Source organism: Pseudomonas sp. FG47 (assembly GCF_057809115.1).
Map to the genome: position 1 here is coordinate 120,390 of NZ_JBMDJI010000008.1, position 26,472 is coordinate 146,861.

A 26,472-nucleotide genomic window follows, 5' to 3' on the forward strand; every position below is an offset into this window, starting at 1 on the left:
CGCTCCCACAGAGGCTGCGGGAGGGACTTGTCCGCGATCAGGCGTCAACTGTCGATATGCCCTTCAACGGTCAACGGCCCGACCTTCAGCTTGCCCTGCTCCAGCGACACACTCGGCAGCGCCAGCTCCGACACCTTCGGCTGGTCGAGGGTGGCCTTGACCTCGTAGTTGACCGGCTTGACGCTGGCTCCGGTAACCAGGGCGCCCTGCCCGTCAACCACGCCCGAAGCCTCCTTCACGCTGGCCTTGCGCAGGAACTCGCCCTGGGCGTCGAAGGCCGGCTTGTAGTCGAGCCCGCTGGGTTGCTCGCCGTCCTTGGCCTCACCCGGCTTGCCGGTCAGGCCCAGGCCCAGGTCGAGACGGGCCGAGGTGATGGTGTCCTGGCGCTCCGCGACACTGACGCCGCCCTGGCGCTGGCCACCGAGCTGGCCTTCGACCCGCGCGCCGCTGAGCTGCGTGGTTCCGGCGCTGTTCAGCACCACCTGCCCAGCACTGACCCGGCTGTTCTGCTGGGTGCTGGCCTGCAGGTAATCGAGCTGCCCCTTGGCCCCCAGCTCGAAGCCGTACACCGGCTTGCCCGGCTGCTCGGCGCCGGCAGGCGTCTCGCGGCTGAGGTTGCCGCCGGCATTGAGCTCGACACCCCAGTTGCCACGGCCCTGGGTGGATTGCGCCGACTCCAGCAGCACGCCGCCCGCGCCGGCGCTCAGCTTGACCTGCGGTCCGGTAACCTGGGTACCCTGGGCATGCAGCGAACCACCCTCGAGGCTGACCGAGTCGCGTGACGCCAGCTGGCCGCCGCTGAGGGTGTTGGCCGACTCGCGCGTCTGCCCGGCCTTGATGTGGCCACCCAGGTTGCCGCTCAGGGTGCTGCCCTGCTCGCCGCTGACCGACTTGCCGCCCAGGTTCAAGCCAAGGTCAACCTGGTGACCGGTCACGCTGCGGCTGTCGCTGGCGGCCTGCAGGTCGAGCTTGCCGCCGGCCTTGAGTTCGACCGGGCCACTCACCTCGACGCGGGCGCCTTGCACGGTCTGGTTGCCGCCACTGTTCAGGCGCACCGGGCCATTGCCGCTGATGCTCGCCACCTGGGCCTTGCTCTCATCGCTGTGGCTGGCGCCGTGCTCGAACTGGACGCTGCCGCCCAGGTCGGTAGTGCCGGTCGGCAGGCTGCTGACCGTCAGCGAGGCGCCACCGCCCACGCGGGTGCTGTCGCTGCGCACCTGGTTGCTGGCCTGGTTCAGCGCCAGGTCGCCGCCGCTGCCCACGGTCACGCCAGCCTGGCCGCCGTCGAGGCGACTGCCTTCGAAGCTGGCGTTGCCCGCGGCCTGGATGTCCACACCCTGGCTGGCGCCGTAGCTCGCCACCACTGCGGTGGAACTGTCGCGGCTGGAGTGTTCGTTGCTGCCGGAGCCGGCGGCGGTCACGTTCACATCCGAGCCGGTCTTGGTGTAGACCCGGCCGCTGACATTGGCCGTGACCTGCTGGCTGCTGCTGGCATGGCTATCGCGGGCCGCCTCGGCCTGCACGCTGTCGGCCTTGATCGTGAGTGCGCCATTGCTGGCCTGGTACTGGGTGCCCTGGTCGCGCAGCTTGCCGGCGACGTTCAACTCGACGCTCTGCCCTGCGAAGGTGCCGACCACCGCCTTGCTCGACTGCTCGCTGCTGGCCTGGCTGGCGTGGCCCAGCGCCACGTCGACGCCGACGTTCGCCGAGCCGATCTGCGACAGCGCCGCGGTTACCGAAGTCTTGCCTTGCAGCACGTCGCCCACTTCCTTGAGCGGCAGCTTGCCGTCGAGCGCGTCCTTGACCGAGACCTTGCCATTCACCACATCGCTGACCACGCCGGCGATGGGCCGGGCGATCTCCTTGTACTCGGCGTTGACGCCGACATCCGCCGTCCAGCTGCTCTGCTGGTGGCTGCTGGTCTTGCTGTCGCTGGCGGCACGGTTGTCGACGCTGTCGGCGGTCAGGCTCAGGCCCTTGCCACTGGCGACCTGCGCGCCTTCGCTCAGCAGGTTGCCGGCGTTGACGGTGAGCGTGCCGCTGCTGTGCACGCTGCTGGTCTTGGCCGTGCTGGCACTGCTGCTGTCCTGGCTGCTGGCGTGGGAGAAATCGACACCGCCACCGGCGCGATCAAGGCCACCGGTGAGGTAGACACCGCCCGCGGTACGGCTGCTGTCGGCGCTGTCGCTGCGCTGATCCTGCCCGGCCAGCAGCGACACTTGCTTGCCGCTCAGGGTGGTGTCGCCCGCGCTGGACTGGACCGTCGAGCCCTTGACCGCCAGCTCGTTGCCGGCACTGACCTGCACCGCGCTGCCGCTAAGGTGGGCGCCGTGCTGGTTGACCTCGGTGCCACTGCTGCTGTGTTTCTCGCTGACATAGGCGATACCGGCACGGTACTGCCCGGCCCCCGGCGCGGTTTCCTTGGCCGAGGCGACGAAGCCACGACTGTTGCCGCTGGCGCTGTGCTCGCGGGTGTCTTCGGCGGCGCTGAGTTTCACGTCACCGCCGGCCTCGGCGTTCAACGCGCCAGCGGCCTTGACCGTGGCGCCGACCACATCGATGTTCTCGCCGCTGCTCAGGCCCAGGGTGCCGCCAGCCACCAGCTCGCTGCGCACCGCGGTGCTCTCGCGGTTGCCTTGGCTGGCCTCGTTGTGGCTGATGCCAAAGAACTTGCTCTGCTGGTCATGGCTGTTGCGCGCGTTGGTGCGCGAAGCGGTCCCGAGCTGCACCTGCTTGGCGGCGATGCGGATGTCCTGGCCGCTGCTCAACTGGGCGCCTTCGGTGGCCACGGTGCCCTTGGCCTTGAGGGCGATGTCGCCGCCCTTGAGCTGGCTGGTGACGCTGCGCTGCTCTTCGCTGCGCTTGTCCCAGTCGGCCTTCCAGAAGCCCTTGGTGTGCTTGCCCTGGTCGGTCTCGACATGCTGCTCGGTGGCGGCCGCCAGGCGCAGGTCGGCGCCGCTGTCGATGCCGAGGTGGCCGGCGGCCTCGACGTGGGCACCGGTCAGTTGGGCGTCCTGCCCCGCGCTGAGCCGCGCATCGCGCTGGGCCAGCACCTGGCTGCCGTGCTCGCGGGTATCGCTGTCGGTGGAGGTGCGCTGGTAGGTTTCCCAGTCGATGCCCAGCGCGCCGCTGCGCCAGTTCTCGCGTTTTTCCTGGAGCTTGCGGCTCTGTACCGTGTTCAGGGTGAGGTTACGCCCAGCGTCGAGCTTGACGTCGCGGCCGTGCACGTCGGCCGCTGCCAGGGTCAGGTCGTGGGCGCTGCGCAGCCCGACATCGCCCTGGCTGCTGTGGATACCGGCGCGGTTGGCTTGCAGGCTGTCGGCCACGGCCTCGCCGCGGACATCGAGGTCACCGGCGGACTGGATGCTCACCCCGTCACGCCCGCTGAGCTGTGCCGGGCCTACCCGCACGCCCGCACCCTCGGCGGTGCTGACGATATTGATGCGCCCGGCCTGCATGGCGCCGAACAGGCTGGCGTCGATGCGCCGCTCGCCGCTGGCCGCGGCCGGATCCACCGCGGTGACCTGGCCGCTGGCGTAGTCGACCTGCTGGCGGCCGACGGTCAGGTTGAGCTGGTCACGGGCATCGAGACGGCCCTGGCTGTCGATGCGCGGGGCGATCAGGTTGACCGAGCCGCCGTCATTGCGCAGGCCGGCGCCCTGCACCTGCAACTGCCCACTGGCATCCGTGGTGCCCAGGGCCCGCAGCTTGCCGTCGTTCACCTCGGGGCGGCCCACCACCAGGCTGGCGTTGGGCGTGTTGATGAAGCTGGCGCCGTTGACCGAGATGCCGTTGGGGTTGGCCAGCACATAATCGGCCGTGCGGCCGAAGATTTCCTGGGCACCGTTGATGGCCGACGGGTTGCGGCTGACCACCTCGTTGAGGATCACGCTGGCCGCCTGGCCGTTGAACTGCGGGTTGGCCGCCAGTTGCCCGGCCAGTTGCGAATTGCCGGCCTGCAAGGCGTTGTTCAGCACCAGGCCCTGGCGGTCGACGTTGTAGTCGAGGAACTGGTTGTGCGACAGCCCCGCGCCGTTGGGCGCGACGATGTTGACGATCGGCACGCCACCCTGGGTTTGCAGTTGCGCGCTGCCACCGGGGCCAGGCGCCACCACCACCCCGGCGGCCAGGGCCTGTGGCAGGCTGGCCGTGAGGAACAGGCTGGCAATCGCCCAACGCAGCCGGCCCTGGGGGGACAGCTTGAAGGCAAAGGGTTTCATCGTCATAGGTCACTCTCCATAGTTGTTGCCCATGTAGCCATTGCACATAGGTTTGCCCCGCTCAGATCTGCAGGCCGGCCCTGAACAGCCAGACTTCCGGCTCGCGGTGGTTGCCACTGGGGGTGCTCAGGCTGCGCTGGTAGTCGAAGTCCAGTTGCAGGCCTTTCCAGCCCAGGTTGACGCCGAGGCTGGCAGCGCTGAGGTGCTGCATCGGGGCGCCGTGGTCGGCCTTGATCCAACCGTGGTCCAGCCCCAGTCGCGGGGTGATGCTCAAGGGCCCGGCGGGGCGTTGCCCCAAGCGCAGGGTGTTACGCCAGACCGCTCCGCTGGCCCCGGAAATACTGCTGACCCGGTAGCCGCGCACGGCGGAATCGTCGGTTCCGAGCAACTGCTCGATGGCCGGCAAAGGATCGGGGCTGTACTGCACGTTGAGCTGGCTCTGCCACTGCCAGGCCTGGTCGCCGAATTGGCCGTTGCGCCACTGGCTGAGGCCCGCGCGGTACTTGTGGAACTGCGCCTTGGGCAAGTTGGCGACCACCCGCTGGGCGTCGTCGTCAGCGCCGAACCAACGTAGGCCCTGGGCATAGTTGAGGTCGAAGTTCCATACCGCGCGGTCGAGCCAGAACAGGTTGAGCCCGGCTTCCGCCACGCTGAGGGTCGGGCTTTGCACGTCCAGGCGCACCTTGGCGAACTCGCTGTCGACATCCTTGTGCGCCAGTTGCAGGTTGGCGCTCAGCTGATGGCGCTGGTCGCGCCAGAGCACACGCTCACCGCGCAGGCTGAGCTGGTCGGTGATGCCGCGGCTGTGCAGGGTCAGGCTGCTGAGCTTGACCGGCGCGCTGTATTCGGCGTGGCTGGCGAACAGGCTGAAGGTCCAGTAGCCGTAGGGAATGGCGTAGTACAGGCTGGCATTGCGGCTATAGCGCTCACCCTGGTTGAGGGTGTCGCTGGCACTGAGGCTGAGCAGGTCGTTGAGCGCCAGCGGGTTGTCCAGGCTCAGGCTCAGTACCCGCCGATCACGCCCGGTACTGGCGCTGCCGAGGTTGTCCAGGCCCAGGCCCAAGGCCACCCGCGGCTGCCCGGCGCTGCGCGGGCGCAGGATGATCCGCGAGGCGCCCGGCTGGCTGCCGGGGGCAATATCCGCGCCGAGGTCGACCGAGCGCAGGCGGTTCAGCTGGTCCAGGCCCTGCTCCAGGTCACGCAGGTTCAACGGCTCGCCGAGCATGCCGGGGAAGGCGCCGGCCAACGACACCGGCAGTTGCTGATCGGCCAGCTCGATGGCCTCGACGTAGCCTTCGTCAACCAGGATATCCAGCGACTGGCCGGCGGCCGGGGCGCGGTTCAGGTACGGCCGGCTGGCGACATAACCCTGCTCCAGGTACACCGCGGTGATGGTCGCCAGCAGGTGGTTGATCTGGCCGACGCCCATGCAGGGCGCCAGCAGCGGCTGGATACGGGCCTCGAGACGGGCGCGATCGATCAGCGTGACGCCACCGAGGCGAACCCCGGCCAACGGCCAGCATTGGCTGTCCGGGGCGACGCTTGGCGCGGGCGCCGGGGGCGTGCCTGGGGTGGAGAAGGCACCCCGCTCCAGTTGCCGGCGACGCTGTTCGAGTTGCAGTTGTTGCAGGTCCTGTTGCTGCTGTTGCTGTTGGCGCAGCACTTCCTGGCCTGGGGTATCCGCCTGGGTGACGCCGACGCACAAGCACGACAGCGCGACGGACAACGAAAAGCGACGAGCAGGAGCAAACCGGTACCACATACAACACCTATAGCCAAATAAAGGCACGGCGAAAGTTGAACTTTGCAGTGCAGTTACTGGTGATTATCGGCTTGCGCCTAGTGAAACTTTAGTGCCTTCGCAGCGCGGCTCCCGGTGAACTGTAATGTGTGAAAAGGCCAACCACTTCAATCGGTTGGAATCGATGCTCAACTAGACAATATTCCGATTGTCGAACAATCCAAGCCGACTTTAGTCGCACTGCCGAGGGCCTGTTGTTAAACACGAAGTGCCCAGGTGGATATTTAGGAATGATTCGCTAATCCAACTTTCCGACGCAGCGCAGGGCCACCAGCGCCGCCCCGTAGGAGCCAGCTTGCTGGCGAAGCAGGCAACGCAAAATCATCTAGCACGGAATTATTTAGCGCACCCTTGCATCTGATCCCTTAGAAGCGCTGGCCAAACCATGGCCAGGCCGCCCGCCACCTAAGGACAATGGCCCATGAAATCACGCAAGAAACCCGTCAAGCCCATCGGCCTGAAGGACATCACCATCGTCGACGACGCCAAGATGCGCAAGGCCATCACCGCCGCCGCCCTGGGCAATGCCATGGAGTGGTTCGACTTCGGCGTCTACGGCTTCGTCGCCTATGCCCTGGGCAAGGTGTTCTTCCCCAACGCCAGCCCCGGGGTGCAGATGATCGCCGCCCTGGCCACCTTCTCCGTGCCCTTCCTGATCCGCCCGCTGGGTGGGCTGTTCTTCGGCGCCCTGGGCGATCGCTACGGGCGCCAGAAGGTGCTGGCCGCAACCATCGTGATCATGTCCCTGAGCACCTTCGCCATCGGCCTGATCCCCTCCTACGCCAGCATCGGCATCTGGGCGCCGATCCTGCTGTTGCTGGCCAAGATGGCCCAGGGCTTCTCGGTGGGCGGCGAATACACCGGCGCCTCGATCTTCGTCGCCGAGTACGCCCCGGACCGCAAGCGCGGATTCCTCGGCAGCTGGCTGGACTTCGGCTCGATCGCCGGTTTCGTCCTCGGCGCCGGGGTGGTGGTACTGATCTCGACGATCCTCGGCGAGGAACAGTTCCTCGAGTGGGGCTGGCGCCTGCCGTTCTTCCTGGCCCTGCCGCTGGGCCTGATCGGCCTGTACCTGCGTCACGCGCTGGAAGAAACCCCGGCCTTCCAGCAGCACGTCGAAAAACTCGAGCAAGGTGACCGCGAGGGCCTGGCCAGCGGCCCGAAAGTGTCGTTCAAGGAGGTGGCGACCAAACACTGGCGCAGCCTGCTGACCTGCATCGGCGTGGTGATCGCCACCAACGTCACCTACTACATGTTGCTCACCTACATGCCCAGCTACCTCTCGCACAACCTGCACTACAGCGAGGACCACGGCGTGCTGATCATCATCGCGATCATGGTCGGCATGCTCTTCGTGCAGCCGATGATCGGCCTGCTCAGCGACAAGTGGGGGCGCAAGCCGTTCATCATCATCGGTAGCGTCGGCCTGTTCGCCCTGGCCATTCCGGCGTTCATGCTGATCACCAGCGGCAAGCTGGCAGTGATCTTCGCAGGCCTGCTGATGCTCGCCGTGCTGCTGAACTTCTTCATCGGCGTGATGGCCTCGACGCTGCCGGCGATGTTCCCCACCCATATCCGCTACAGCGCCCTGGCCAGCGCCTTCAACATCTCGGTACTGATCGCCGGCCTCACCCCGACCATCGCCGCCTGGCTGGTGGAGACCACCGACAACCTGTATATGCCAGCCTACTACCTGATGGTCATCGCGGTGATCGGCCTGCTCACCGGCCTGACCATGAAGGAAACCGCCAACCAGCCACTGCGCGGCGCCGCCCCGGCCGCCTCGGACATCGAGGAGGCCCGCGAACTGCTGCAGGAGCACCACGACAACATCGAACAGAAAATCGAGGACATCGACGCGCAGATCGCCGAGCTCGAGGCCAAGCGCAAGACCTTGGCCCAGCAGCATCCGCGCATCGATTGAGCAACGATTTGCGCATTCCGCCGGATTGCTTGCCTGATCCTCTGAACCTGCGCAGTGCACCGATTCCGCACGGACAAGCCTGTGCTAGCGTTTCTGGATTGGGGAACAGTGTATTCCCCGCCTCCAGACCGTGATCAGCAGGTGACCCCCATGGAACTACGCATCAACCAGAAGACCTACCAGGTCGAGGCCGACGCCGACACACCCTTGCTCTGGGTGATCCGTGACGACCTCGGCCTGACCGGGACCAAGTACGGCTGTGGCCTGGCCCAGTGCGGCGCCTGCTCGGTGCTGGTGGACGGCAACGTGGTGCGCGCCTGCGTCACCCCGGTGGCCGGGGTGGTCGGCCGCGAGGTGACCACCATCGAAGCCATCGAGGACGACGCGGTGGGCAAGCGCGTGGTCGCCGCCTGGGTCGAGCACCAGGTGGCGCAGTGCGGCTACTGCCAGTCCGGCCAGGTGATGGCCGCCACCGCGCTGCTCAAGCACACCGCCAAGCCCAGCACCGAGCAGATCGACGCGGCGATGGTCAACCTGTGCCGCTGCGGCACCTACAACGCCATCCATGCCGCCCTGCACGACCTCGCCGAAGGGGGAAAAGCCTGATGAGCCTGCGCATCGAGACCCCCGAAGACCTGCTGAAACTGCCGGCGGGCGAAACCGTCAACCTGTCGCGCCGGCGCTTCCTGGTCGGCACCACCGTGGGCGCGCTGGTGCTCGGCTTCGGCCTGCCCGTGGGCGCACCACGAGTGCAGGCTGCCAGCGCCACCGAGCGCGGCACCCAGGTGCCGGCCTTCCTGGAGCTCCGCCCGGACGGCAGCGTGCGCCTGCTCAGCCCATTCATGGAGGGCGGGCAAGGGGTCAACACCGCCATGGCGCAGATCGTCGGCGAGGAGCTGGACCTCGACCCTGCCCACTTCCTGGTCGAAAGCGCGCCCGCCGGCGAAGCCTACGTGGTGATGGAAAACGGCCTGCGCATCACCGGCGGCAGCATGTCGGTGCGCATGAGCTACCCAACCATGCGCCGCCTCGGTGCCCTGGCCCGGGCCATGCTGCTGCAGGCCGGTGCCCAGCACCTGGGCGTGGCGGTGAGCGAACTGAGCACCGAGCCGGGCAAGGTAGTGCATGCCGCCTCGGGCCGCGCGGTCGGCTACGGCGAGCTGGCTGGCACGGCCATGGACCTGCCGGTGCCGGACCCGGCCAGCGTCACCTTGCGCGACCCCGGCCAGTTCCGCTGGATCGGCAAGCCGGTGCCGCGCCTCGACGCCTACGACAAGTCCACCGGCAAGGCCGTGTACAGCATCGACGTCAAGGTCGACGGCATGCTTCACGCTGCCGTGCAGCATGCGCCGCGCCTGGGCATGACGGTCGGTCAACTGCGCAACGAGGAGCAGGTCAAGGCCATGAAGGGCGTGCATTCGGTACACCAGCTACCCGGCGCGGTGGCGGTGGTCGCCGAGCGTTGGTTCAACGCCAAGCGCGCGGCGGAGGCCTTGCAGGTGGACTGGAAGGAACCCGGGGCCGACAGCAAGGTGCGGCCAATGCCGGCGGATTTTTCCAGCGATGGCTGGCGCGAGCACCTGGCCAGCCAGACCGGCCCGGCCCGTGACGAAGAAAACCACGGCGACGTCGCCGCCGCGCTGGCCAGTGCCAAGACCACCGTCGAGGCCACCTACCACAACCAGTTCCTCAACCACGCCCAGCTGGAACCACCTTCGGCCACCGCGCGCTTCAACCCCGACGGCAGCCTCGAGGTGTGGCTGCCCAACCAGGCCCAGGACATGTTCCGCGACGACATTGCCAAGCGCACCGGCCTTGCGCCTGAGCGTATCACCCTGCACTCGCCGTTGCTGGGCGGTTTCTTTGGCCGGCACTTCCTCTACGACGCGGCCAGCCCCTACCCCCAGGCCATCGCCCTGGCCAAGGCCGTGGGCCGACCGGTGAAGCTGATCTGGAGCCGCGAGGAAGAGTTCCTGCGCGACGCCATGCGGCCCATGGCGGTGGCCAAGTTCCGCGCCGGGCTGGATGACAAAGGCCTGCCGGTGGCCATCGAGGCCATCAGCGCCACCGAAGGCCCGACCGAGTCCATCGCCGGCCAGCAAGGCGACAAGGTCGACCCGACCGCCCTCGAAGGGCTGTCGGGCAAGGCCTACGCCATCGCCAACAAGCGCATCGCGCAGATCTACGTGAAGACCCCGGCCATGCAAGGCTACTGGCGTTCGGTGGGCAACTCGCTGAACGATTTCTTCTACGAGTCGTTCCTCGACGAACTGGCCGACAAGGGCGGCCATGACCCCTTCGAACTGCGCCTGCACCTGTTGCAGGGCAACCCACGCCTGACCACCCTGCTGCAGGCGGTGGCTGAGTTGTCCGGCGGCTGGAAACGCGGGCCGTTCACCGCCGAGGACGGCAGCCAACGCGCCCGCGGCGTGGCCATGGCCTCGCCGTTCGGCTCGGAGGCGGCGGTGATCGCCGAGGTGTCGCTGGAGGGCGGCCAGGTCAAGGTGCACGACATCTGGCAGGCCATCGATCCGGGCAGCATCGTCAACCCGGCGATCATCGAGGCCCAGGTCAATGGCGCAGTGTCCCTGGGCCTGTCCCAGGTACTGCTGGAAGAGGCGGTGTGGCACAACGGCGTGCCGCGGGCGCGCAACTACGACCTGTACCCGATCCTGCCGCCATCGCGCATGGCCCGGGTGCATGTGCGCATCGTCCAGAGCGGCGCGAAGATGGGCGGCATCGGCGAACCGCCGCTGCCTGCCGTGGCCCCCGCGGTGGCCAACGCCGTGGCGCGCTTGACCGGCCAGCGCGTGCGCAGCATGCCCTTGAGCCGCCATACCTTCAGCTGAGCCGACAAGGACTGCCCATGAACAACAGCCGATTCGCACGAACCGCTGGCTGGTTGGCCGTGCCGTGCCTGGTGGCGGCAGGCCTGCTGGCCTGGTACGTCACCCGCGAACCCGCCTCGCCCTTCAGCGCCCAGGACAGCGCCGATGCCGCCCTGGTCAGCCGTGGCGAGTACGTCGCCCGGCTCAGCGACTGCGTGGCCTGCCACAGCCTGCCCGGCAAAACGCCCTTCGCCGGCGGCCTGGAGATGGCCACGCCGCTGGGGGCGATCCATGCCACCAACATCACCCCGGACCGCGAGCACGGCATCGGCGCCTACAGCCTGGCCGACTTCGACCGCGCCGTGCGCCAGGGCGTGGCCCCGGGCGGGCGCCGGTTGTACCCGGCCATGCCCTACCCCTCGTACGCCAAGCTCAGCGACGACGATGTGCGCGCGCTCTATGCGTTCTTCATGAAGGGCGTGCAACCGGCCGCCGAGGCCAATATCCCCAGTGATATTCCCTGGCCGCTGAACCTGCGCTGGCCCATCGCCTTGTGGAACGGCCTGTTCTCGCCGACCACGCCCTATGCGCAGCAGCCCGGGCAGGATGCGTTGTGGAATCGCGGCGCCTATATCGTCCAGGGCCCCGGCCATTGCGGCAGTTGCCATACTCCGCGCGGCCTGGCGTTCAACGAAAAGGCCCTGGACGACAGCGGTGCGCCGTTCCTCGCCGGCGCCCTGCTCGACGGCTGGTACGCGCCGAGCCTGCGCCAGGACCACAACACCGGGCTCGGACGCTGGAGCGAGCCGGAGATGGTGCAGTTCCTCAAGACCGGGCGGAACAAGCACGCGGTGGTCTACGGCTCGATGACCGAGGCGTTCAACAACTCCACGCAGTTCATGAGTGACGACGATCTGGCAGCCATCGCCCGCTACCTGAAGTCACTGCCTGGCGATCCTCAGCGCGATGGCCCGCCCTGGCAATACCAGGCACAGGTCGCTGCCAGCGAGGCGCCGGGGGCGCACACCTACGCGACCCGCTGCGCCAGCTGCCATGGCCTGGATGGCAAGGGCCAGGCCGAATGGATGCCGCCCTTGGCGGGCGCCACCTCGATGCTGGCCAGGGAGGATGCCTCGGCGATCAACATCACCCTCAACGGCTCGCAGCGCGTGGTTGCCGCCGGGGTGCCGGATGCCTATCGCATGCCAGCGTTCCGCGCACAGTTGTCGGACCGGGAAATCGCCGAGGTGTTGAGCTTTGCCCGCGCGGCCTGGGGCAATCATGGCGGCGCGGTGCAGGCCAAGGCAGTCGGCAAGTTGCGCGAGCATACCGACCCGGCCAGCAGCAGCCCGATCATCTTGCATATGCGCTGAAGGCGCCAGTGCCGGGCAAGCCCGCTCCCACGGAGGGGGCTTGCCCGGCACTGGCCACACACACCGAAATACCGAGGCCACCATGGAAAGCATCGACCTGCTGGTGCTGCGCACCGCCCACGCCTGGCGCCAGGCCGGCCACCCCGTGCTGCTGGCCACCGTCGCCCGCACCTGGGGCTCCTCGCCGCGCCCGGTGGGTTCGATGATGGCCCTGCGCAGCGATGGCCGGGTGGTCGGCAGCGTCTCCGGTGGCTGCATCGAGGACGACCTGGTCCAGCGCTATACCACCGCCTACGGCGGCCCCGGCCTGCCGCAGCGAGCACCCGAGGTGATCCGCTACGGGGTCAGCGCCGACGAGGCGCACCGCTTCGGCTTGCCTTGCGGCGGCACGCTGGAGCTGATCCTCGAATTCAACCCCGCCGTCGAGCCGCTGCAACAACTGCTCACCCAGCTCGACGGCGGCCAACTGGTACGTCGCCAACTGGCCCTGGCCAGCGGCACGGTCAGCCTGGCGGTCACCGCCACCCCGGCGCAGTTCGCCTTCGATGACCAATACATGGTCAATACCCTCGGCCCCGGCTACCGCATGCTGCTGATCGGCGCTGGCGCACTGGCCGAGTACCTGGCGACCATGGCCCTGTTCAACGGCTTCAAGGTGGCGGTCTGCGACCCACGCCCCGAACACATGGCCACCTGGTCGGTGGCCGGCGTCGAGCACCTCAGGGGCATGCCCGATGACGTGGTCCGCGCCTGCAACGCCGACCTGCGCACCTGCATCATCGCCGTCAGCCACGACCCCAAGCTCGACGACCTGGCCCTGCTCGAAGCCCTGCACAGCCCGGCGTTCTAGATCGGCGCCATTGGTTCGCGGCGCAACAGCCAACTGCGCCGCGAGCGGCTGATCGAGCATTTCGGCGAAACCGAACAGTCGCTGCAACGCCTACATGGTCCCATCGGTATCTACATAGGCAGCAAGACCCCGGCGGAGATCGCGGTGAGCGTGATGGCCGAGGTGCTGGCGGCGAAGAATGCCGTGCGCTTGCCGGGAGCGCTGAGTGTGTCCAAGGCCAAGCGCGAGCGTGATCATCAGCCTTTGTAATGTCTGAACCGGCCTCACCGCGGGGCAAGCACATTGGCCACACACCTGCCAACCAGTGTCTATGCTTCTTCTCGCATCCCCCTCGACCACAAGGAAGACAGGCCAATGAAACCGACCCGCGCCCTCGCTCTCGCCGCGCTCATCTCTACCGCAAGCCTCACCGCCCATGCCGCCGAACTGCCCATCGCCAGCGAGGCGCTGCAAAGCCATGTCACCACCGAAGTGACCAGGATCGACCTGGCCAACCGCCAGGTCACGGTCAAGGGCCCTAACGACAAGGACGTGACCTTCCAGCTCACCGAGCAGGCCAAGGCCCTGCCCAACCTGAAGGTTGGCGACCAGGTCGACATCAAGGTTACCCGCGCGGTCGCCTACGTGCTCAACACCCATGAGGGTGGCGCGCCCAAGGCGTCGGTGGAGTCCGGCACCATCCGCGCCACTGCGGCCAATCCCAACCCTGGCGGTGAGGCCTTCCGCCAGGTCAAGGTCACTTCGCAGATCAAGAAGATCGACCTCAAGGCCCACGAAGTGACCCTGCTGCCACCAGAAGGCAAAGTGCAGGTGGTCAAGGTCGAGGACCCCGAGCTGCAGGCGCGCATGAAGAACCTCAAGATCGACCAGACCGTCGATGCCATCTACACCGAAGTACTGAGCGTGGAGACCTCGCGCCCAGCTCAGTAAAACCTTTGCCCGGCCCGCGCATCGAACACCTGTGAGCCCTTGTCCTTTCTGGAGGTTCCTTATGGCGATGCGCCTGGCCGTGCCGTTCTACTGCTGCCTCACCCTGGCGCGGGGCGCCGGCTGCTCCAGCGCCCGCGACGAGCGCCCACCACCCACCACGCAACAAGTCGAACTGCAGCGCTACCAGGGCACCTGGTACGAACTGGCGCGCCTGCCGATGTTCTTCCAGCGCAACTGCGTGCAGTCCGAGGCCCGCTACGAGCGACGCAAGGATGGCCGGATCGACGTGACCAACAGCTGCCTGGAGCAGGACGGCCAGCGCAACGAGGCCCGCGGCATCGCCGAGCCGCAAGTGGCCGGGCGCACCGACAAGCTCTGGGTGCGATTCGACAACTGGTTCAGCCGCCTGGCGCCAAGCCTGACCCAGGGCGAGTACTGGGTGCTGTACCACGACCCGGACTATCGCGTGGCGTTGGTCGGCCATCCGAACCGCGAATACCTGTGGCTGCTGTCACGCTCACCGACAGTCAACGCCCAGACCCGCCAACAGTTGCTGGAGCTGGCACGCCAGCAGGGCTATCCCACCGACCAACTGATCTGGCGCCAACCCGCCACCCAGTGACGGCCAGCAACAGCCCCTGTAAGGTGAGCCACCCGGCTCACCCAAAGGATTGCGTGCAATGATCACCTGCCACCTCAAGTACATCATCGACCCCTACCAGGTTCCGGCGTTCGAAGCCTACGCCAAGCTGTGGATCGGCCTGGTCAATCGCATGGGCGGTACCCACCACGGCTACTTCCTGCCCAGCGAAGGTGCCAACAATGTCGCCTATGCCTTGTTCAGCTTCCCAAGCCTGGCGACCTACGAGCAATACCGCAGCGCGTCCGAGACCGACCCCGAGTGCATCGCCGCCTTTGCCCTGGCGACCGAGCAGCGCTTCATCCTCAGCTATGAGCGCAGCTTCCTGCGGCCTCTGCTGGCCTGAACTCCCGGGGCATGGACTGAGTCGATTGCACTGAACTAATGCGCCTTGCTCACGATCCTCCCCTATGCGCCCTGCGCGCGCCCCCTGGATCGCCGAACGACAAGGAGCCTCCGTGACCACGACCACCCTGCCCCGTACCACCCCCGGCCCACTGCATGCGACCCTGCTCGCCGGCAGCGTGCCATTGTTCCTCGGCGCCCTGCTGAGCGACCTCGCCTACTACCAGAGCTACCAGATCCAGTGGAGCAACTTCGCCGCCTGGCTGGTCGCCGGCGCACTGCTGTTCAGCGGCTTGGCGCTGCTGTTCGCCCTGGCCAACCTGATCCGCGCGCCGCGCAAGGCCGGCCGCCCGACCTGGTATTTCATGGTGCTGCTGGCGACCTGGCTGCTGGGCCTGGTCAACGCCTTCGAGCACGCCAAGGACGCCTGGGCGGTGATGCCCGCCGGGCTGGTGCTGTCGGCGATCGTCAGCGTGCTGGCGCTGATCGCCACCGCCATCGGCATGACCAACCTGCGCCATGGAGGTGAAGCATGAAGCTGGCACTGAGCGCCCTGAGCATGGCCCTGCTGCTCACCGCCTGCGGCGGTGACGGCGAACAGACCCAGGCCCACGGCCCGGACCCGAAATTGCCGACGCCCGAGCGCGGCCTGCTGCCGAGCATGAAGATCGCCCAACCGGCCGCCTGGGGCGAGCAGAAACCCACAGTGCCGGCCGGCTACAGCATCAGCGCCATAGCCACCGACCTGAAGATCCCGCGCCAGAGCCTGGTGCTGCCCAACGGCGACATTCTCGTGGCCGAAGGCCGCGGCGGCAGCGCCGCCAAGCTCAAGCCCAAGGACGTGATCGCCAGCCAGATCAAGGCCAAGGGCAACACCCAGGTCAAGGGCGGCAACCGCCTGACCCTGCTGCGCGATGCCGACGGCGATGGCCAGTACGAACTGCGGACGGTGTTCGCCGACAACCTCAACGCCCCCTATGGCTTGGCCTACGCCGACGGCAAGCTGTACGTGGCCAACCAGGACGCGCTGGTACGCTTCGACTACCGGGATGGCCAGACGAAGGCCGACGCCCCGCCGACCAAGGTCAGCGACCTGCCCGCCGCGATCAACCACCACTGGACCAAGTCGCTGGCCATCAGCCCCGATGGCCGCTACCTGTACGTCGGCATCGGCTCCAACAGCAACATCACCGAACGCGGCCTGGAGGTGGAGACCGACCGCGCCATGGTCTGGCAGATCGACGCCGTGAGCGGCGCCCACCGCCCCTACGCCACCGGCCTGCGCAACCCCACCGCGCTGGCCATCCAGCCCGACAGCGGACAGTTGTGGGCCGTGGTCAACGAGCGTGACGAACTGGGGCCGGACCTGGTGCCGGACTACCTGACGTCCGTCAAGGAAGGCGCGTTCTACGGCTGGCCCTACAGCTACTGGGGGCAGAACGTCGACGACCGCGTGCGGCCGCAGAACCCGCAGAAGGTACAGGCCGCGATCAAGCCCGACTACAGCCTGGGCTCGCACGTGGCGGCGCTGGGGCTGGACTTCTCCAGCGCGGCCATGGGCGAACGCTTCGCCGAAGGTGTCTTCGTCGGCGAGCATGGCAGTTGGAACCGCCCCAACCCGGTGGGCTACAAGGTGATCTTCGTGCCGTTTCGCGCAGGCAAGCCGGCGGGCGAGCCGGTGGACTTCGCCAGCGGTTTTCGCGGCAAGGACGGCAAGACCCGCGGGCGGCCGGTGGGGGTGACGGTCGATCCCAAGGGGGCGTTGATCATTGCCGATGACCTGGCCAATACCCTGTGGCGGGTGACCCGCACGCCGTGATTGCGCTCGCTCGCACCAGCAACCCGTAGGAGCCAGCCTTGCTGGCTCCTACGGGTTGCTGGCATCCGTCTGCAAGGCCGCGATGAACGCCTGCAAAGGCAGGCGCACGGCGGGCCAATCCTCCACATAGTGGTGCTCGATCACCACCTCATCCTCTTCGAAGGCCACGTAGTAGGCATTGCCACTGTAAGCTTCCACCACCCGGTTCTGCCGCGCGGCCAGGGCCTTCTCCAGCAGGTGCTCGCGAGCAACACCCGTCACCTCGTCGTCGAGGAACTGTTGAAAACCAGACGTATTAGGGTTGGACATGCGCAGGCTCCTTTGCCGGGAAAACGAAAAGAGCCGGGCATTGCGCCCGGCCCTGCCGAGGATGACGCAGAATCAGTAGTCAGGATAGGCCGTGGTCACCACCGTGCCAGTGGCATCCATGTAGCCGACGATGTTGAACGACGCCGCCGGGGTGCCGGCCTGGCAGCTCGCGCCCGACGGGCCGCGGAATTCATTGCCATTCAATGCCGTGCGGTTGTTGTAGGCGTTCTGGATGGCCGCCACCACATTGGCCTGCGAGCAGCTGTCCGGGAACATCGTGGAGATGCTCTTGGTGGCGGTGACACCGTGCTGGGTGATGTTGAAACTACGCAACACATAGATCCCGGCAGGCCCCTGCGGGGTATTGGTGGTGGCCGCCGTGAAGGCCACGGTGGCTGGCAGCTGGCCCGCCGGTCGGCTATGGAAGCCCTTGGCCCGGTTGTTGGCCACCTCGCCGCAGAACACATGCTGCTGGTTGACCACCGGGGCGCCGCCCGAGTTGGGCTGCGGACATTGCACGGCAGCCTGGGCGGATGCCATCGGCACCAGGGTGAAGGCCAGGCTACCGATTACCGCCAGGCCCGCCAGTGCGGTACGTGCTGGGTTAAGTGCGAAAGTCTTTTTCATCTTGAAGCTCCTTTTTGCAGTGACAGGACGTTGTTGTCCTCTGGCTCCGCCGCTGCCGGCGGAAAACGCGAATGGGGTCAACCGAGCAGCAGCCACTTGGCCCGGACGAGGTAGGCGGCGCGATCGTCAAGGCCGTTGAAGCCGCCATTGACGCGCCGGGTGACCTCGCGCAGGTCGTCCTTGTCGGCCCAGTCGTTGAGTTTGCGGTTGGCCCAGAACCAGCCGGCGACATCCACCGCCAGGGCCGGATCGCTGCTCACCAGGGCGGGGTCGTCCTTGTTCTCGAAGTCGCGCTTGCAGTACTGGCCGTACTGGCGGTAGTTGGCGCGGCCGGTGAGCTGGATCAGCCCGCGGCCCTTGAAGCGCGGGCCATCGCCCGGCTGCAGGTTGCCCAGGTCCTTGCGCCCCTCGTAGGCGCTGCCGCTGGCCAGCTCCTCGGTGTAACGCAGGCAACCGCTCTCATGGGCGATCTGCGCGAGGAAGTGGGCGATGCGCAGCGGCGTGTCGATGCGGTAGCGGGTCAGCACATCGAGCACGGGTTGATGGAACGCGGCGATGCGTGCGCTGCTGGCGTTGATCAGCGCCAACCAGAGCTTGGCCTGGGTGAGCCCGCCGGACAGGCCGCCGCGCAACGCGGCCAGGGTCGCATCGCCCGCCACCACTGGCTTGCCCACCGGGCTGGCGATGATCTGCTGGAAGTTCTCCAGGGCGCTGCGAGTGCCCGCGCCCCACAGGCCATCGGTACCGAGCGCGCAACTGAAACCGCGTTGGCCGCTGTTGAGGTTGAGCAGCAACTGCAGGCTGCGCACATCGGCGGCCGCGTTGTTGCCACCGGTTCCTACGCTGTTGGTGATGCACATGGTCTGCTCCTTTTTCCGGGCAAGCCGCTCCCCGTGGGGCAGCGGGCAAGCCGTGCCTTGTTGGCGGAACGAAAGGTGTCGGGTGGCGGCGTTACTTGCCGGACGGCAAGACGGTCAGGCTGTAGGCCAGCTTGTTGCGTTGGGTGAACAGTTGCAGCTGCAAGCCGCCGCCACCTTGGCTGCTCTGCAGGTAGCCCTGCGTCAGTGGTCCGCAGCGGCCGGGGCCCGCGCCCTCGAGGCTATAGCTGTCGACCTGGCCGTTGACCCCGCTGTATTCCAGGTCGAAGCCGCATTTCCAATCGCCACTGAAGCGCACATTGCCTGCCCGATCCCCCAGCCCGGCACTGGGCTCGATATCCACGACCACGGGAATGTTGCGCCCCTCGTCCTTGAGCGTGCCGCGGTACTCGACGGCCCAGGCCGAGGCCAGGCTGGTGAGGGCCAAGGCCCCCACCAGTACGGTTGCCAGTTGCTGTTTCATGGTGACTCTCCTTGTTGGTTGATCGCAGGGTTCAGAACGCCAGCACCAGCCCCGCCCATTTGGCGATGGCCAAGGCCAGGTCGGGTTGGATAGCACCGAGGGCCACCAGCGCCGACAACAGCGCCGCGCCGATGGCGCACAGCACACGCCTGGCGGTGGACATCCGCGCCGGTTCGCCGGGCTTCTTCTTCAAGAGGGTGCGCATGGTTCGGGTCTCCTGGGTTGACAGCAGTAGCCGCATCGAGCGGTCAGTTGGCCTGGCCATCGCCGGGCCTCCGGTAGTGCCCGAACAGCTCGCCATCGAGGCGCACGACAATCGCCTCCTGGGCATCGCCGGGCACGGCGATGCTCAACTCATGCACGGTTTGCTTGCCGCGTGGCGCGCGGCCGACCCGTATGGCCAGGCAGCCTGGGGCGTCGCCTGGCTCGACGGTCGCCGCCAGCACCACTTGCATCTGGGCGATGCGGATACCCGGCCAGCGGTACCCGGTGGCCTGCTGCGCGCAGGCCATGGCGCCACCCAAGGCCTGGACGAATTCTTCGAGGTGGTTCATCACGAGGCCTCCTGCTCGTCGGGCAGCCAGAACGGCCGACGGGCGAAGCCCACGTGGTAGATGAGCGACTGCAGCACCACCTGGTGCTCGCCGATGTTGAGCAAGTTGAAGCTCTTCTCGATGCCGACGATGCGCCCCTTGGGCGGCTCGTTCAGGCAGCGGTTGAGCAGCGCGGTCTGCGCCTGGATCACATCCTGCGACGTCAGCTTCTCCGGATCGGTGCTGCCGACGACGATGCGTTTCACATATCCCACGTCCGTTAGATCGAACATCACGGAACTCCTTTCCGGAAAAGACTGACGGCCAACCCCTGGTCACAGCTCAGACGCACCTGGGGCTGACGCTGAGCCGCTCACCCTTACTGCTGGGTGATGGCTTTTGGCGCAACCGACTGCGAGATCATGTCCAGCACCCGGGCCAGCCCTTCCGGCATACCGTCGTCGGCGGCGTGCACCTCGACGTGGTACTTGGCCGACTGGTCGGTCGAGCGGGTGTTCTCCTTGTGCGAGGACACCGAGCCGGAGATGTTGACCTTGGCGCTGAACGGCCCCCAGCCCACGCTGGCCTCGGCCGACATCGCCGCCTGGGCGTCGGTGGCTTCGCGTGATTGCTCGGAGTTCTTCACCTCCATGTCGAAGGTGATGTCGACCTTGTTGATCGACAGGTTCGGCACCTTGACCACCGCCAGCAGCGGTACTTCCAGCTCGACGCGCTCCATGGGGATGGTGCCGTCGTCGGGCTTGCTGGTGGAGGGGCGGTCGAAGCGGAAACTGACCGTGCGCACATCACCTACCCGGTTGGGGTCGGTGTTGTTCGGGTCGGGCGCCGGGGGCAGGAAACCGATCACCTTGATGAAGTCGGCGGTAGCGTTGGCCAGGCGGACCTGGGCGTCGCAAGCGGCGGTCAGCGGACCACCGATCAGGTCGCCCATGGGCAGGCCGCGGAACTGGTCACCCATCGAGAAGTTAGCCATCTGTGTCTCTCCTAGATCAATTTATCGAGGTTTTGCAGCAGCCGAGCCATCCCCTCCGAAGGGGGCTGGGTTTCGACTTTGAGGGTGACGCGCGCCAGTGGCCCGCCTTCACCATTGCGGCGAACGCCCAGGTCGACGTTCAGAGCCTTGTGGTTCTCGCTCGGCCAGCCCGAGTCATCGGCGCCGGGTTTTGCCGGCCCGACGTTCGCGGCCGAGCCGTCATCGGCGTTCAGCCCTACCTCGAACGAGATTTCCATGTCCTTGACGGCCATCAGCCGTGCCCCCACCAGTGACAGCAGTGGCACCCGCACCACGCGCTCCTCGCCTTCGCGCGCCTCGGGCGAATGGGATGGCAGGCGCACATCGATGCTGACCGGGCGGTTGTCTTCGTCGAAGTACTGGCGCACGGTCGAGACCTGGAAGCGCTGGATCTTGTCCTGCGCCTCGGCGACCGCGCCGGCGATGCTCTGGATGAGGTGATGGAGGGATTGATTCGCCACGTCCGACGCTCCTTGTCTGTTGCGGTGCCGATGCCGTCCGGGTGGCTTCGGGGGATCGCGCGTTGCAGGTTCAGGCCCTGACGACGGCACCGGGTTGATGGGTGGTTGGGTTAGCAGGTGAGGCCAGCGTACGGCGAGCGGCGCCAGGCGTCCGGGGCCATGCGTCCCGGAAACCTGGCCAGCGGTCCCAATGTCATTGGTCGGCGAGTGCGTGCAGCCAGCGCGCCAGCGAAGGTGGCTCGCTGGCTGACAGGCGCAGGCCGGTCAGTTCACCGCGTTGCAGTGCGCGGCGCGCGGCCCGGGGCGATAATCCGAACGCCTTGCGAAACACCTTGCTGAAATGCCCCTCGTCGACGAATCCATGGGCATAGGCCAGGTCGCCAATGCGCCGCCCGGCATTGCCAGGCTCGCCCAGGGCCAGCAGGCAGCGTCGCAGACGGCGCTGCAGCAGGTAGTGCCCGACCCCGCCAAAGGGCGCGAAGGCGCGGTACAGCTGACTGCGCGAGGTGCCCACGGCCTTGGCCAGGTGTGCCGGGGTCAAATCGTCGCGGTGCAGGTTGAGCTCGATGTACTGACGCGCCCGGCGCCCGAGCGCCCCTTGGCTGGACGGCACCAGGGCCTGCTGCTGCGTGCCTTCGCTGAGCAGGCAGGCAGCGACCACCCTCAGTAACGGCGAGCCCAGCTGCACCGCCTGCGCCTGGCTCAACTGTGTCGCGGCGACGGCGAGTGAAGTCAGCAGGCCGGCCAGCAAGTGTCCCACCGCGCTGTCCCGGCGCAGGCGCAAGCCATGCAGGAGCGGGGGCTCCTGCCCAAACGCCGTGCGCGGCACCACCAGGCTCAGGCCCTCGCCGGCCGTCATGCCGAAGGTCGCGGGCTGGCTCAGGTCGAGTGCCACTACATCCCCAGGGCGAACGCGCAGGCCATTGGCGCAGGCCAGGCCATGCTGCAACGGCAGGTGCAGCAGGTAGTGGTCGAGGTCGCACCAGCCCAATCGAGAACGGTCGCGCTCATACCGGGCAGCGGCCAGGCGTCCGCTGCACAGCAAAAAGCGCTGGAAATGAAAGACCTTGAGCGAGGCGACGAAAGCCGAGCCTGCGCCGGCAACGGGGTTGAACAACAGGTCGGCAGTTTGCCGCCAGTTGGCAAAGTCGTCGGTCACGATATGCAGGTGCGGTAGGCAGGTGTCGAGGGAGTTGGGGGTACGAGGGTGGGTGGGCGAGGCGTGGTTTTCCATGATGAAGGCTCATCTCTCCTTGAGTTGAGCCGGAAAAGTGGTTCACTTCCGAGCGTTCCGTAGCCAATTGCCACTACTGCTGCAAGGCCGCCGGATGCAACGGCTGCCATGGGCTTTCACAAAACAACAGCAATTGCCCGAATAACCCGTATTTTTTCCCTAACGAAAATGTAAAATTCGATTTCGCATACCTATAACAAGTTGGGAGCTTCACCATGTTTGCCTTCTTCCGCCCTGCCGCGCACCAGGCGCCGCTGCCCGACGAGCGCGTCGACAGCACCTACCGGCGCCTGCGTTGGCAGATTTTCGCCGGGATCTTCTTCGGCTACGCCGGCTACTATCTGCTGCGCAAGAACTTCTCCCTGGCCATGCCCTACCTGATCGAAGAAGAGGGCTACACCCGTGGCCAGCTGGGCTTGGCGATCTCGGCCATCGCCATTGCCTACGGCCTGTCCAAGTTCCTCATGGGCCTGGTCTCGGACCGCTCCAACCCGCGCTACTTCCTGCCCTTCGGCCTGCTGATCTCGGCCGGGGTGATGTTCATTTTCGGTTTCGCGCATTGGGCCACCTCCAGCGTGGCGATCATGTTCGTGCTGCTGTTCATCAATGGGTGGGCCCAGGGCATGGGCTGGCCACCGAGTGGGCGGACCATGGTGCACTGGTGGTCGCAGAAGGAGCGCGGCGGCGTGGTGTCGGTATGGAACGTCGCCCATAACGTCGGCGGCGGCCTGATCGGCCCGCTGTTCCTGCTCGGCCTTGGCTGGACCAACGACTGGCACGCGGCCTTCTATGTACCCGCCGCGGTGGCGGTGCTGGTGGCGGTGTTCGCCTTCGCGATGATGCGCGACACTCCGCAGTCGGTCGGCCTGCCGCCGGTCGAGCAGTACAAGAACGACTACCCCGAGGGCTACGACGAGAGCCATGAGCAGGAGTTCAGCGCCAAGCAAATCTTCGTCGAGTACGTGCTGCGCAACAAACTGCTGTGGTACATCGCCCTGGCCAACGTGTTCGTCTACCTGCTGCGCTACGGCGTGCTGGACTGGGCGCCGACCTACCTGAAGGAAGCCAAGCACTTCAGCGTCGACACCACTTCGTGGGCGTACTTCTTCTACGAATGGGCCGGCATTCCCGGCACCCTGCTGTGCGGCTGGATGTCCGACAAGATCTTCCGCGGCAACCGCGGCCTGACCGGCATCGTGTTCATGGCCCTGGTGACCGTGGCCACCCTGGTGTACTGGCTCAATCCGCCAGGCAACCCGACCATCGACATGATCGCCCTGTTCTCCATCGGTTTCCTGATCTACGGGCCGGTGATGCTGGTCGGCCTGCAGGCCCTGGAGCTGGCGCCGAAGAAAGCCGCCGGTACCGCCGCCGGGTTCACCGGGCTGTTCGGCTACCTCGGTGGCTCGGTCGCGGCCAGCGCGGCGATGGGATACACCGTCGACCACTTCGGCTGGGACGGTGGCTTCGTGATGCTGGTGAGCGCGTGTGTGCTGGCGATTGCGTTCCTGATCCCGACACTGCGCCATACCAAGGCGGCAAGCGCCGGGCGTGAAGCTACGGCTTGATGCATCTGACGGCATGAAAAAAACCCGGGGCATGTGCCCTGGGTTTTTTTTGCCTGCCAGGCCTGTAACTGCGCGCCCAGCCCACCGTCACCCTGGCGCGCAGTGAGCTTGCCCACGACGGATCGCTTCACGCCGCCTGGAACAACCGGGTAATAACCGGCTGCTGGCGTTGACGGGCCTGCCAGATGTCGTAATCCACCTGGATCGTCAACCATAGCCGTGCCGTACTGATACCTGCCATTTCCAGCCGCACCGCCAAGTCCGGCGAGACCGCCGCGCGAGCGTGCAGTACACGGGATAGTGCCTCGCGCGAAAAACCCAGGTGCGCGGCAAACGCCTTCACCGTCAGCCCAAGGGCGGGCAGAACATCTTCACGCAGCGTTTCGCCGGGATGAGGCGGATTGTGCATAGGCATGATAGGGACTCCTGATCAGTGATAGTCGAGGTAATCGACCAACTCGACGTCGCAACCTGTGAAGCGGAACACCAGCCGCCAATTGCCGGACACGCTGACCGACCATGAGCCCGCACGCTCACCCTTGAGTGGATGCAGTTGCCAGCCGGGAATGCACAGGTCGGCGGGGACCGCGGCACTGTCAAGAAACTGCAGTTGCCGTGGCAAACGCTGCGCATGCGCAGGCTGGGTACCTAGCTGGTGCTGACAACGCGTGGCTGCAACAGGGTCACAGGTTGCATGTTCTCGCCCGATCCCGCACCGGACACTGCGCCCGGTGCAGGTTCAGCGCGGTATTGATGATGCCGATATGGCTGAACGCCTGCGGGAAATTCCCCAGCATCCGTTTGCCCACCGGGTCGTATTGCTCGGCCAGCAATCCCACGTCATTGCACAAGGCCGTGAGCCGCTCATAAAGCACCTGCGCCTCCTCCTGCCGCCCCAGCAGCACGTAGACATCCGCCAACCAGAACGAACACACCAGGAACGTCCCCTCCCCTGGCGTCAGACCGTCGCTGCAACTGTCGCTGTCGTAGCGCAGCAGCAGGCCGTTGCGCAGCAGGCGGGTTTCGATCTGTTCGAGGGTGCGCAGGAAGCGTGGATCATCGGCGGGCAAAAAGCCGGTCAGGGCGATCTGCAGCAGGCTCGCGTCCAGCTCGGTCGAGCCGTAGGCCTGGACGAAGTGACGCCCGTCGGCAGCCAGCCCGCGACGGCAGACCTCGTCACGGATCTGGTCCGCCACCTGGCGGTAATGTCGCCCCCGTTCACGCCCTTCCTCGGTGGTGTCGGCCAGGCTCGCCGAGCGGTCGAAGGCAACCCAGGCCATGACCTTGGAATGCACGAAGTGCTGGCGCCCCCCGCGCACCTCCCACAGCCCTTCGTCCGGCTCACGCCAGATGCTTTCGAGGTACGGCAGGATCGAGCGGGCGATGGCGGCGCTGCGCGGATGACGCGGCAGCCCGCCCTTGATGGCCTGGGTCATGGCGTCGGCCAGTTCACCGTAGATATCCAGCTGCAACTGCTCGGACGCGGCATTGCCGACCCGCACCGGCTGCGAATGCTCGTAACCGGGCAGCCAGGGCAGGCTGAACTCCGGCAGGTCGCGCTCGCCGGCCAGCCCGTACATGATCTGCATCTGCTCGGGGTTGCCCGCCACCGAGCGCAGCAGCCATTCGCGCCAGGCCTGGGCTTCGTCGAAGTAGCCGAGGTTCATCAGCGCCAGCAGGGTCATGGTCGCGTCGCGCAGCCAGCAGTAACGGTAATCCCAGTTGCGCTCGCCGCCGACGCGCTCGGGCAGCGAGGTGGTGACGGCGGCAACCATGCCGCCGGTTGGCGCATAGGTCATGGCCTTGAGCGTGAGCAGCGAACGGCGCACCAGCCCGGTGTAGGGGCCGACCTCGGGGCAGCGGGCGGCGAAGGCCTGCCATTGGTCGATGGTCTGCTCGAGGTCGTGGTCGACATCGCAACCGGGCTGCACGGGCAGATGCGAGGCCTGGTGGCACAGGCTGAACACTTGGCGTTCACCTGGGCCTACGCGAAAGCGGGCGACGCTGTGGTGGTCGCGGCCGTGGGTTTGGGTGGTGCTACGCAGGATCAGGCGGTCGGGGCCGGCGACGGCGCTGAGGGTCAGGGGGTCGAGTTTTTCGACCCAGGGCACGCTGCGGCCGTAGTCGAAGCGCAGCACCAGGTCCATCTCGAACGCGGTCTCGCCGGCCAGGCCTTCGACGATGCGCAACACGGCGTTGTGTTCGCCCAGGGGCATGCAGTCGAGCACCCGGGCGCGGCCGCTGGCGGTGGTCCAGATGGTTTCCAGCACCAGGGTGTCATCGAGGTAGCGGCGTGTGCTGTGCTCGACGGGGTCGCTGGGGGCGATGCGCCAGCGGCCGTTCTCTTCGTTGCCCAGCAGGGCGGCGAATACGGCCGGGGCGTCGAAGCGCGGCAGGCACAGCCAGTCGAGGGCGCCATCGCGGTTGACCAGGGCGGCGCTACGGCAGTTGCCGATGAGGGCATAGTCTTCGATCTGGGCGGGCATCGCGGGACCTCGAGTGGGGGGCTTGAGGTTGGATGCCAAGGCACGATGGCGGGTTCCATCGACGCACCCAATGCGGAGTGTGTCGTTGTCGTTGCCGTTGCCGTTGCCGTTGCCGTTGCCGTTGCCGTTGCCGTTGCCGTTGCCGTTGCC

General features: G+C 66.8%; 25 protein-coding genes and 1 pseudogene. 11 read left to right on the forward strand and 15 right to left on the reverse strand.

From position 1 onward, the window contains the following. Nucleotides 1-44 precede the first annotated feature (44 nt). Together ACODS5_RS09680 and ACODS5_RS09685 are read right to left on the reverse strand one after the other, a co-directional pair. Complete coding sequence (locus ACODS5_RS09680) at nucleotides 45-4,226, reverse strand: hemagglutinin repeat-containing protein (RefSeq protein ID WP_489108504.1); 4,182 nt, start codon at nucleotides 4,224-4,226, stop codon at nucleotides 45-47. A 55-nt stretch (nucleotides 4,227-4,281) separates the two neighbouring features. Continuing rightward, on the reverse strand, nucleotides 4,282-5,982 hold the full coding sequence (locus ACODS5_RS09685; RefSeq protein WP_134691917.1) for a ShlB/FhaC/HecB family hemolysin secretion/activation protein: 1,701 nt from the start codon (nucleotides 5,980-5,982) through the stop codon (nucleotides 4,282-4,284). 460 nt (nucleotides 5,983-6,442) lie between these two features. Here ACODS5_RS09685 and proP point away from each other — a divergent pair, with 460 nt between their 5' ends. The 10 genes and pseudogenes from proP (at nucleotide 6,443) to ACODS5_RS09735 (ending at nucleotide 16,730) form a co-directional block, all read left to right on the forward strand. Beyond that, nucleotides 6,443-7,945: a glycine betaine/L-proline transporter ProP gene (gene proP, locus ACODS5_RS09690; protein ID WP_134691916.1), complete on the forward strand. Its 1,503-nt coding sequence runs from the start codon at nucleotides 6,443-6,445 to the stop codon at nucleotides 7,943-7,945. 150 nt (nucleotides 7,946-8,095) lie between these two features. Next, nucleotides 8,096-8,551 (forward strand): (2Fe-2S)-binding protein, encoded by a 456-nt coding sequence (locus ACODS5_RS09695; RefSeq protein WP_134691915.1) that lies wholly within the window; start codon nucleotides 8,096-8,098, stop codon nucleotides 8,549-8,551. Further along, nucleotides 8,551-10,794 carry a xanthine dehydrogenase family protein molybdopterin-binding subunit gene (locus ACODS5_RS09700; protein WP_134691914.1) on the forward strand — a complete coding sequence of 748 codons (2,244 nt, stop codon included), beginning with the start codon at nucleotides 8,551-8,553 and terminating at the stop codon, nucleotides 10,792-10,794. The genes ACODS5_RS09695 and ACODS5_RS09700 overlap by 1 nt, the downstream gene beginning before the upstream one ends. A gap of 17 nt (nucleotides 10,795-10,811) precedes the next feature. Beyond that, on the forward strand, nucleotides 10,812-12,146 hold the full coding sequence (locus ACODS5_RS09705; RefSeq protein ID WP_489108505.1) for a c-type cytochrome: 1,335 nt from the start codon (nucleotides 10,812-10,814) through the stop codon (nucleotides 12,144-12,146). Nucleotides 12,147-12,228: 82 nt separating this feature from the next. After that, nucleotides 12,229-13,245, forward strand: a pseudogene (locus ACODS5_RS09710) (XdhC family protein). Nucleotides 13,246-13,350: 105 nt separating this feature from the next. After that, on the forward strand, nucleotides 13,351-13,926 hold the full coding sequence (locus tag ACODS5_RS09715; protein WP_489108506.1) for a hypothetical protein: 576 nt from the start codon (nucleotides 13,351-13,353) through the stop codon (nucleotides 13,924-13,926). A 61-nt stretch (nucleotides 13,927-13,987) separates the two neighbouring features. Then, complete coding sequence (locus ACODS5_RS09720) at nucleotides 13,988-14,548, forward strand: lipocalin family protein (RefSeq protein WP_489108507.1); 561 nt, start codon at nucleotides 13,988-13,990, stop codon at nucleotides 14,546-14,548. Nucleotides 14,549-14,606: 58 nt separating this feature from the next. Further along, a complete protein-coding gene (locus ACODS5_RS09725) occupies nucleotides 14,607-14,912 on the forward strand; it encodes an NIPSNAP family protein (RefSeq protein WP_134691909.1) in 306 nt (101 codons plus the stop codon). A gap of 64 nt (nucleotides 14,913-14,976) precedes the next feature. Continuing rightward, nucleotides 14,977-15,447 (forward strand): DUF2231 domain-containing protein, encoded by a 471-nt coding sequence (locus ACODS5_RS09730; RefSeq protein WP_167659482.1) that lies wholly within the window; start codon nucleotides 14,977-14,979, stop codon nucleotides 15,445-15,447. Then, nucleotides 15,444-16,730, forward strand: a complete 1,287-nt coding sequence (locus ACODS5_RS09735; RefSeq protein WP_489108508.1) for a PQQ-dependent sugar dehydrogenase — start codon at nucleotides 15,444-15,446, stop codon at nucleotides 16,728-16,730. Before ACODS5_RS09730 ends, ACODS5_RS09735 begins: the two co-directional genes overlap by 4 nt. Nucleotides 16,731-16,778: 48 nt before the next feature. Here ACODS5_RS09735 and ACODS5_RS09740 read toward each other — a convergent pair whose 3' ends face one another. The 10 genes from ACODS5_RS09740 to ACODS5_RS09785 all read right to left on the reverse strand — a co-directional run bounded on the left by ACODS5_RS09740 (nucleotide 16,779) and on the right by ACODS5_RS09785 (nucleotide 22,268). Then, nucleotides 16,779-17,039, reverse strand: a complete 261-nt coding sequence (locus tag ACODS5_RS09740; RefSeq protein ID WP_489108509.1) for a hypothetical protein — start codon at nucleotides 17,037-17,039, stop codon at nucleotides 16,779-16,781. Nucleotides 17,040-17,111: 72 nt separating this feature from the next. After that, nucleotides 17,112-17,666 (reverse strand): EndoU domain-containing protein, encoded by a 555-nt coding sequence (locus tag ACODS5_RS09745; protein ID WP_489108510.1) that lies wholly within the window; start codon nucleotides 17,664-17,666, stop codon nucleotides 17,112-17,114. A gap of 77 nt (nucleotides 17,667-17,743) precedes the next feature. Further along, complete coding sequence (locus tag ACODS5_RS09750) at nucleotides 17,744-18,526, reverse strand: glycoside hydrolase family 19 protein (RefSeq protein ID WP_489108511.1); 783 nt, start codon at nucleotides 18,524-18,526, stop codon at nucleotides 17,744-17,746. Nucleotides 18,527-18,617: 91 nt separating this feature from the next. Then, nucleotides 18,618-19,007 carry a hypothetical protein gene (locus ACODS5_RS09755; RefSeq protein ID WP_489108512.1) on the reverse strand — a complete coding sequence of 130 codons (390 nt, stop codon included), beginning with the start codon at nucleotides 19,005-19,007 and terminating at the stop codon, nucleotides 18,618-18,620. Nucleotides 19,008-19,038: 31 nt separating this feature from the next. Next, nucleotides 19,039-19,212 (reverse strand): hypothetical protein, encoded by a 174-nt coding sequence (locus ACODS5_RS09760; protein ID WP_489108513.1) that lies wholly within the window; start codon nucleotides 19,210-19,212, stop codon nucleotides 19,039-19,041. A gap of 43 nt (nucleotides 19,213-19,255) precedes the next feature. Then, a complete protein-coding gene (locus ACODS5_RS09765; RefSeq protein ID WP_134691902.1) occupies nucleotides 19,256-19,561 on the reverse strand; it encodes a hypothetical protein in 306 nt (101 codons plus the stop codon). After that, nucleotides 19,561-19,833 (reverse strand): hypothetical protein, encoded by a 273-nt coding sequence (locus ACODS5_RS09770; RefSeq protein WP_134691901.1) that lies wholly within the window; start codon nucleotides 19,831-19,833, stop codon nucleotides 19,561-19,563. The genes ACODS5_RS09765 and ACODS5_RS09770 overlap by 1 nt, the downstream gene beginning before the upstream one ends. 86 nt (nucleotides 19,834-19,919) lie before the next feature. Next, complete coding sequence (locus tag ACODS5_RS09775; RefSeq protein ID WP_110698588.1) at nucleotides 19,920-20,534, reverse strand: DUF2589 domain-containing protein; 615 nt, start codon at nucleotides 20,532-20,534, stop codon at nucleotides 19,920-19,922. 11 nt (nucleotides 20,535-20,545) lie between these two features. Next, nucleotides 20,546-21,034 (reverse strand): DUF2589 domain-containing protein, encoded by a 489-nt coding sequence (locus ACODS5_RS09780; protein ID WP_134691900.1) that lies wholly within the window; start codon nucleotides 21,032-21,034, stop codon nucleotides 20,546-20,548. 193 nt (nucleotides 21,035-21,227) lie between these two features. Then, nucleotides 21,228-22,268 carry a helix-turn-helix domain-containing protein gene (locus ACODS5_RS09785; RefSeq protein WP_489108514.1) on the reverse strand — a complete coding sequence of 347 codons (1,041 nt, stop codon included), beginning with the start codon at nucleotides 22,266-22,268 and terminating at the stop codon, nucleotides 21,228-21,230. Between the two features lie 215 nt (nucleotides 22,269-22,483). Here ACODS5_RS09785 and glpT point away from each other — a divergent pair, with 215 nt between their 5' ends. After that, the gene (glpT, locus tag ACODS5_RS09790; protein ID WP_217853863.1) at nucleotides 22,484-23,836 is read left to right on the forward strand and encodes a glycerol-3-phosphate transporter; all 1,353 of its coding nucleotides are present in this window, start codon (nucleotides 22,484-22,486) and stop codon (nucleotides 23,834-23,836) included. Nucleotides 23,837-23,963: 127 nt separating this feature from the next. On the opposite strand, the gene ACODS5_RS09795 is transcribed toward glpT, so the two are convergent. The 3 genes from ACODS5_RS09795 to ACODS5_RS09805 are packed head-to-tail and all read right to left on the reverse strand — an operon-like array spanning nucleotide 23,964 to nucleotide 26,322. Then, the gene (locus ACODS5_RS09795; protein WP_134694187.1) at nucleotides 23,964-24,251 is read right to left on the reverse strand and encodes a HigA family addiction module antitoxin; all 288 of its coding nucleotides are present in this window, start codon (nucleotides 24,249-24,251) and stop codon (nucleotides 23,964-23,966) included. 15 nt (nucleotides 24,252-24,266) lie between these two features. After that, on the reverse strand, nucleotides 24,267-24,545 hold the full coding sequence (locus ACODS5_RS09800; protein ID WP_489108516.1) for a type II toxin-antitoxin system RelE/ParE family toxin: 279 nt from the start codon (nucleotides 24,543-24,545) through the stop codon (nucleotides 24,267-24,269). Further along, nucleotides 24,520-26,322 carry a glycoside hydrolase family 15 protein gene (locus ACODS5_RS09805; protein WP_489108517.1) on the reverse strand — a complete coding sequence of 601 codons (1,803 nt, stop codon included), beginning with the start codon at nucleotides 26,320-26,322 and terminating at the stop codon, nucleotides 24,520-24,522. The genes ACODS5_RS09800 and ACODS5_RS09805 overlap by 26 nt, the downstream gene beginning before the upstream one ends. Nucleotides 26,323-26,472 lie beyond the last annotated feature (150 nt).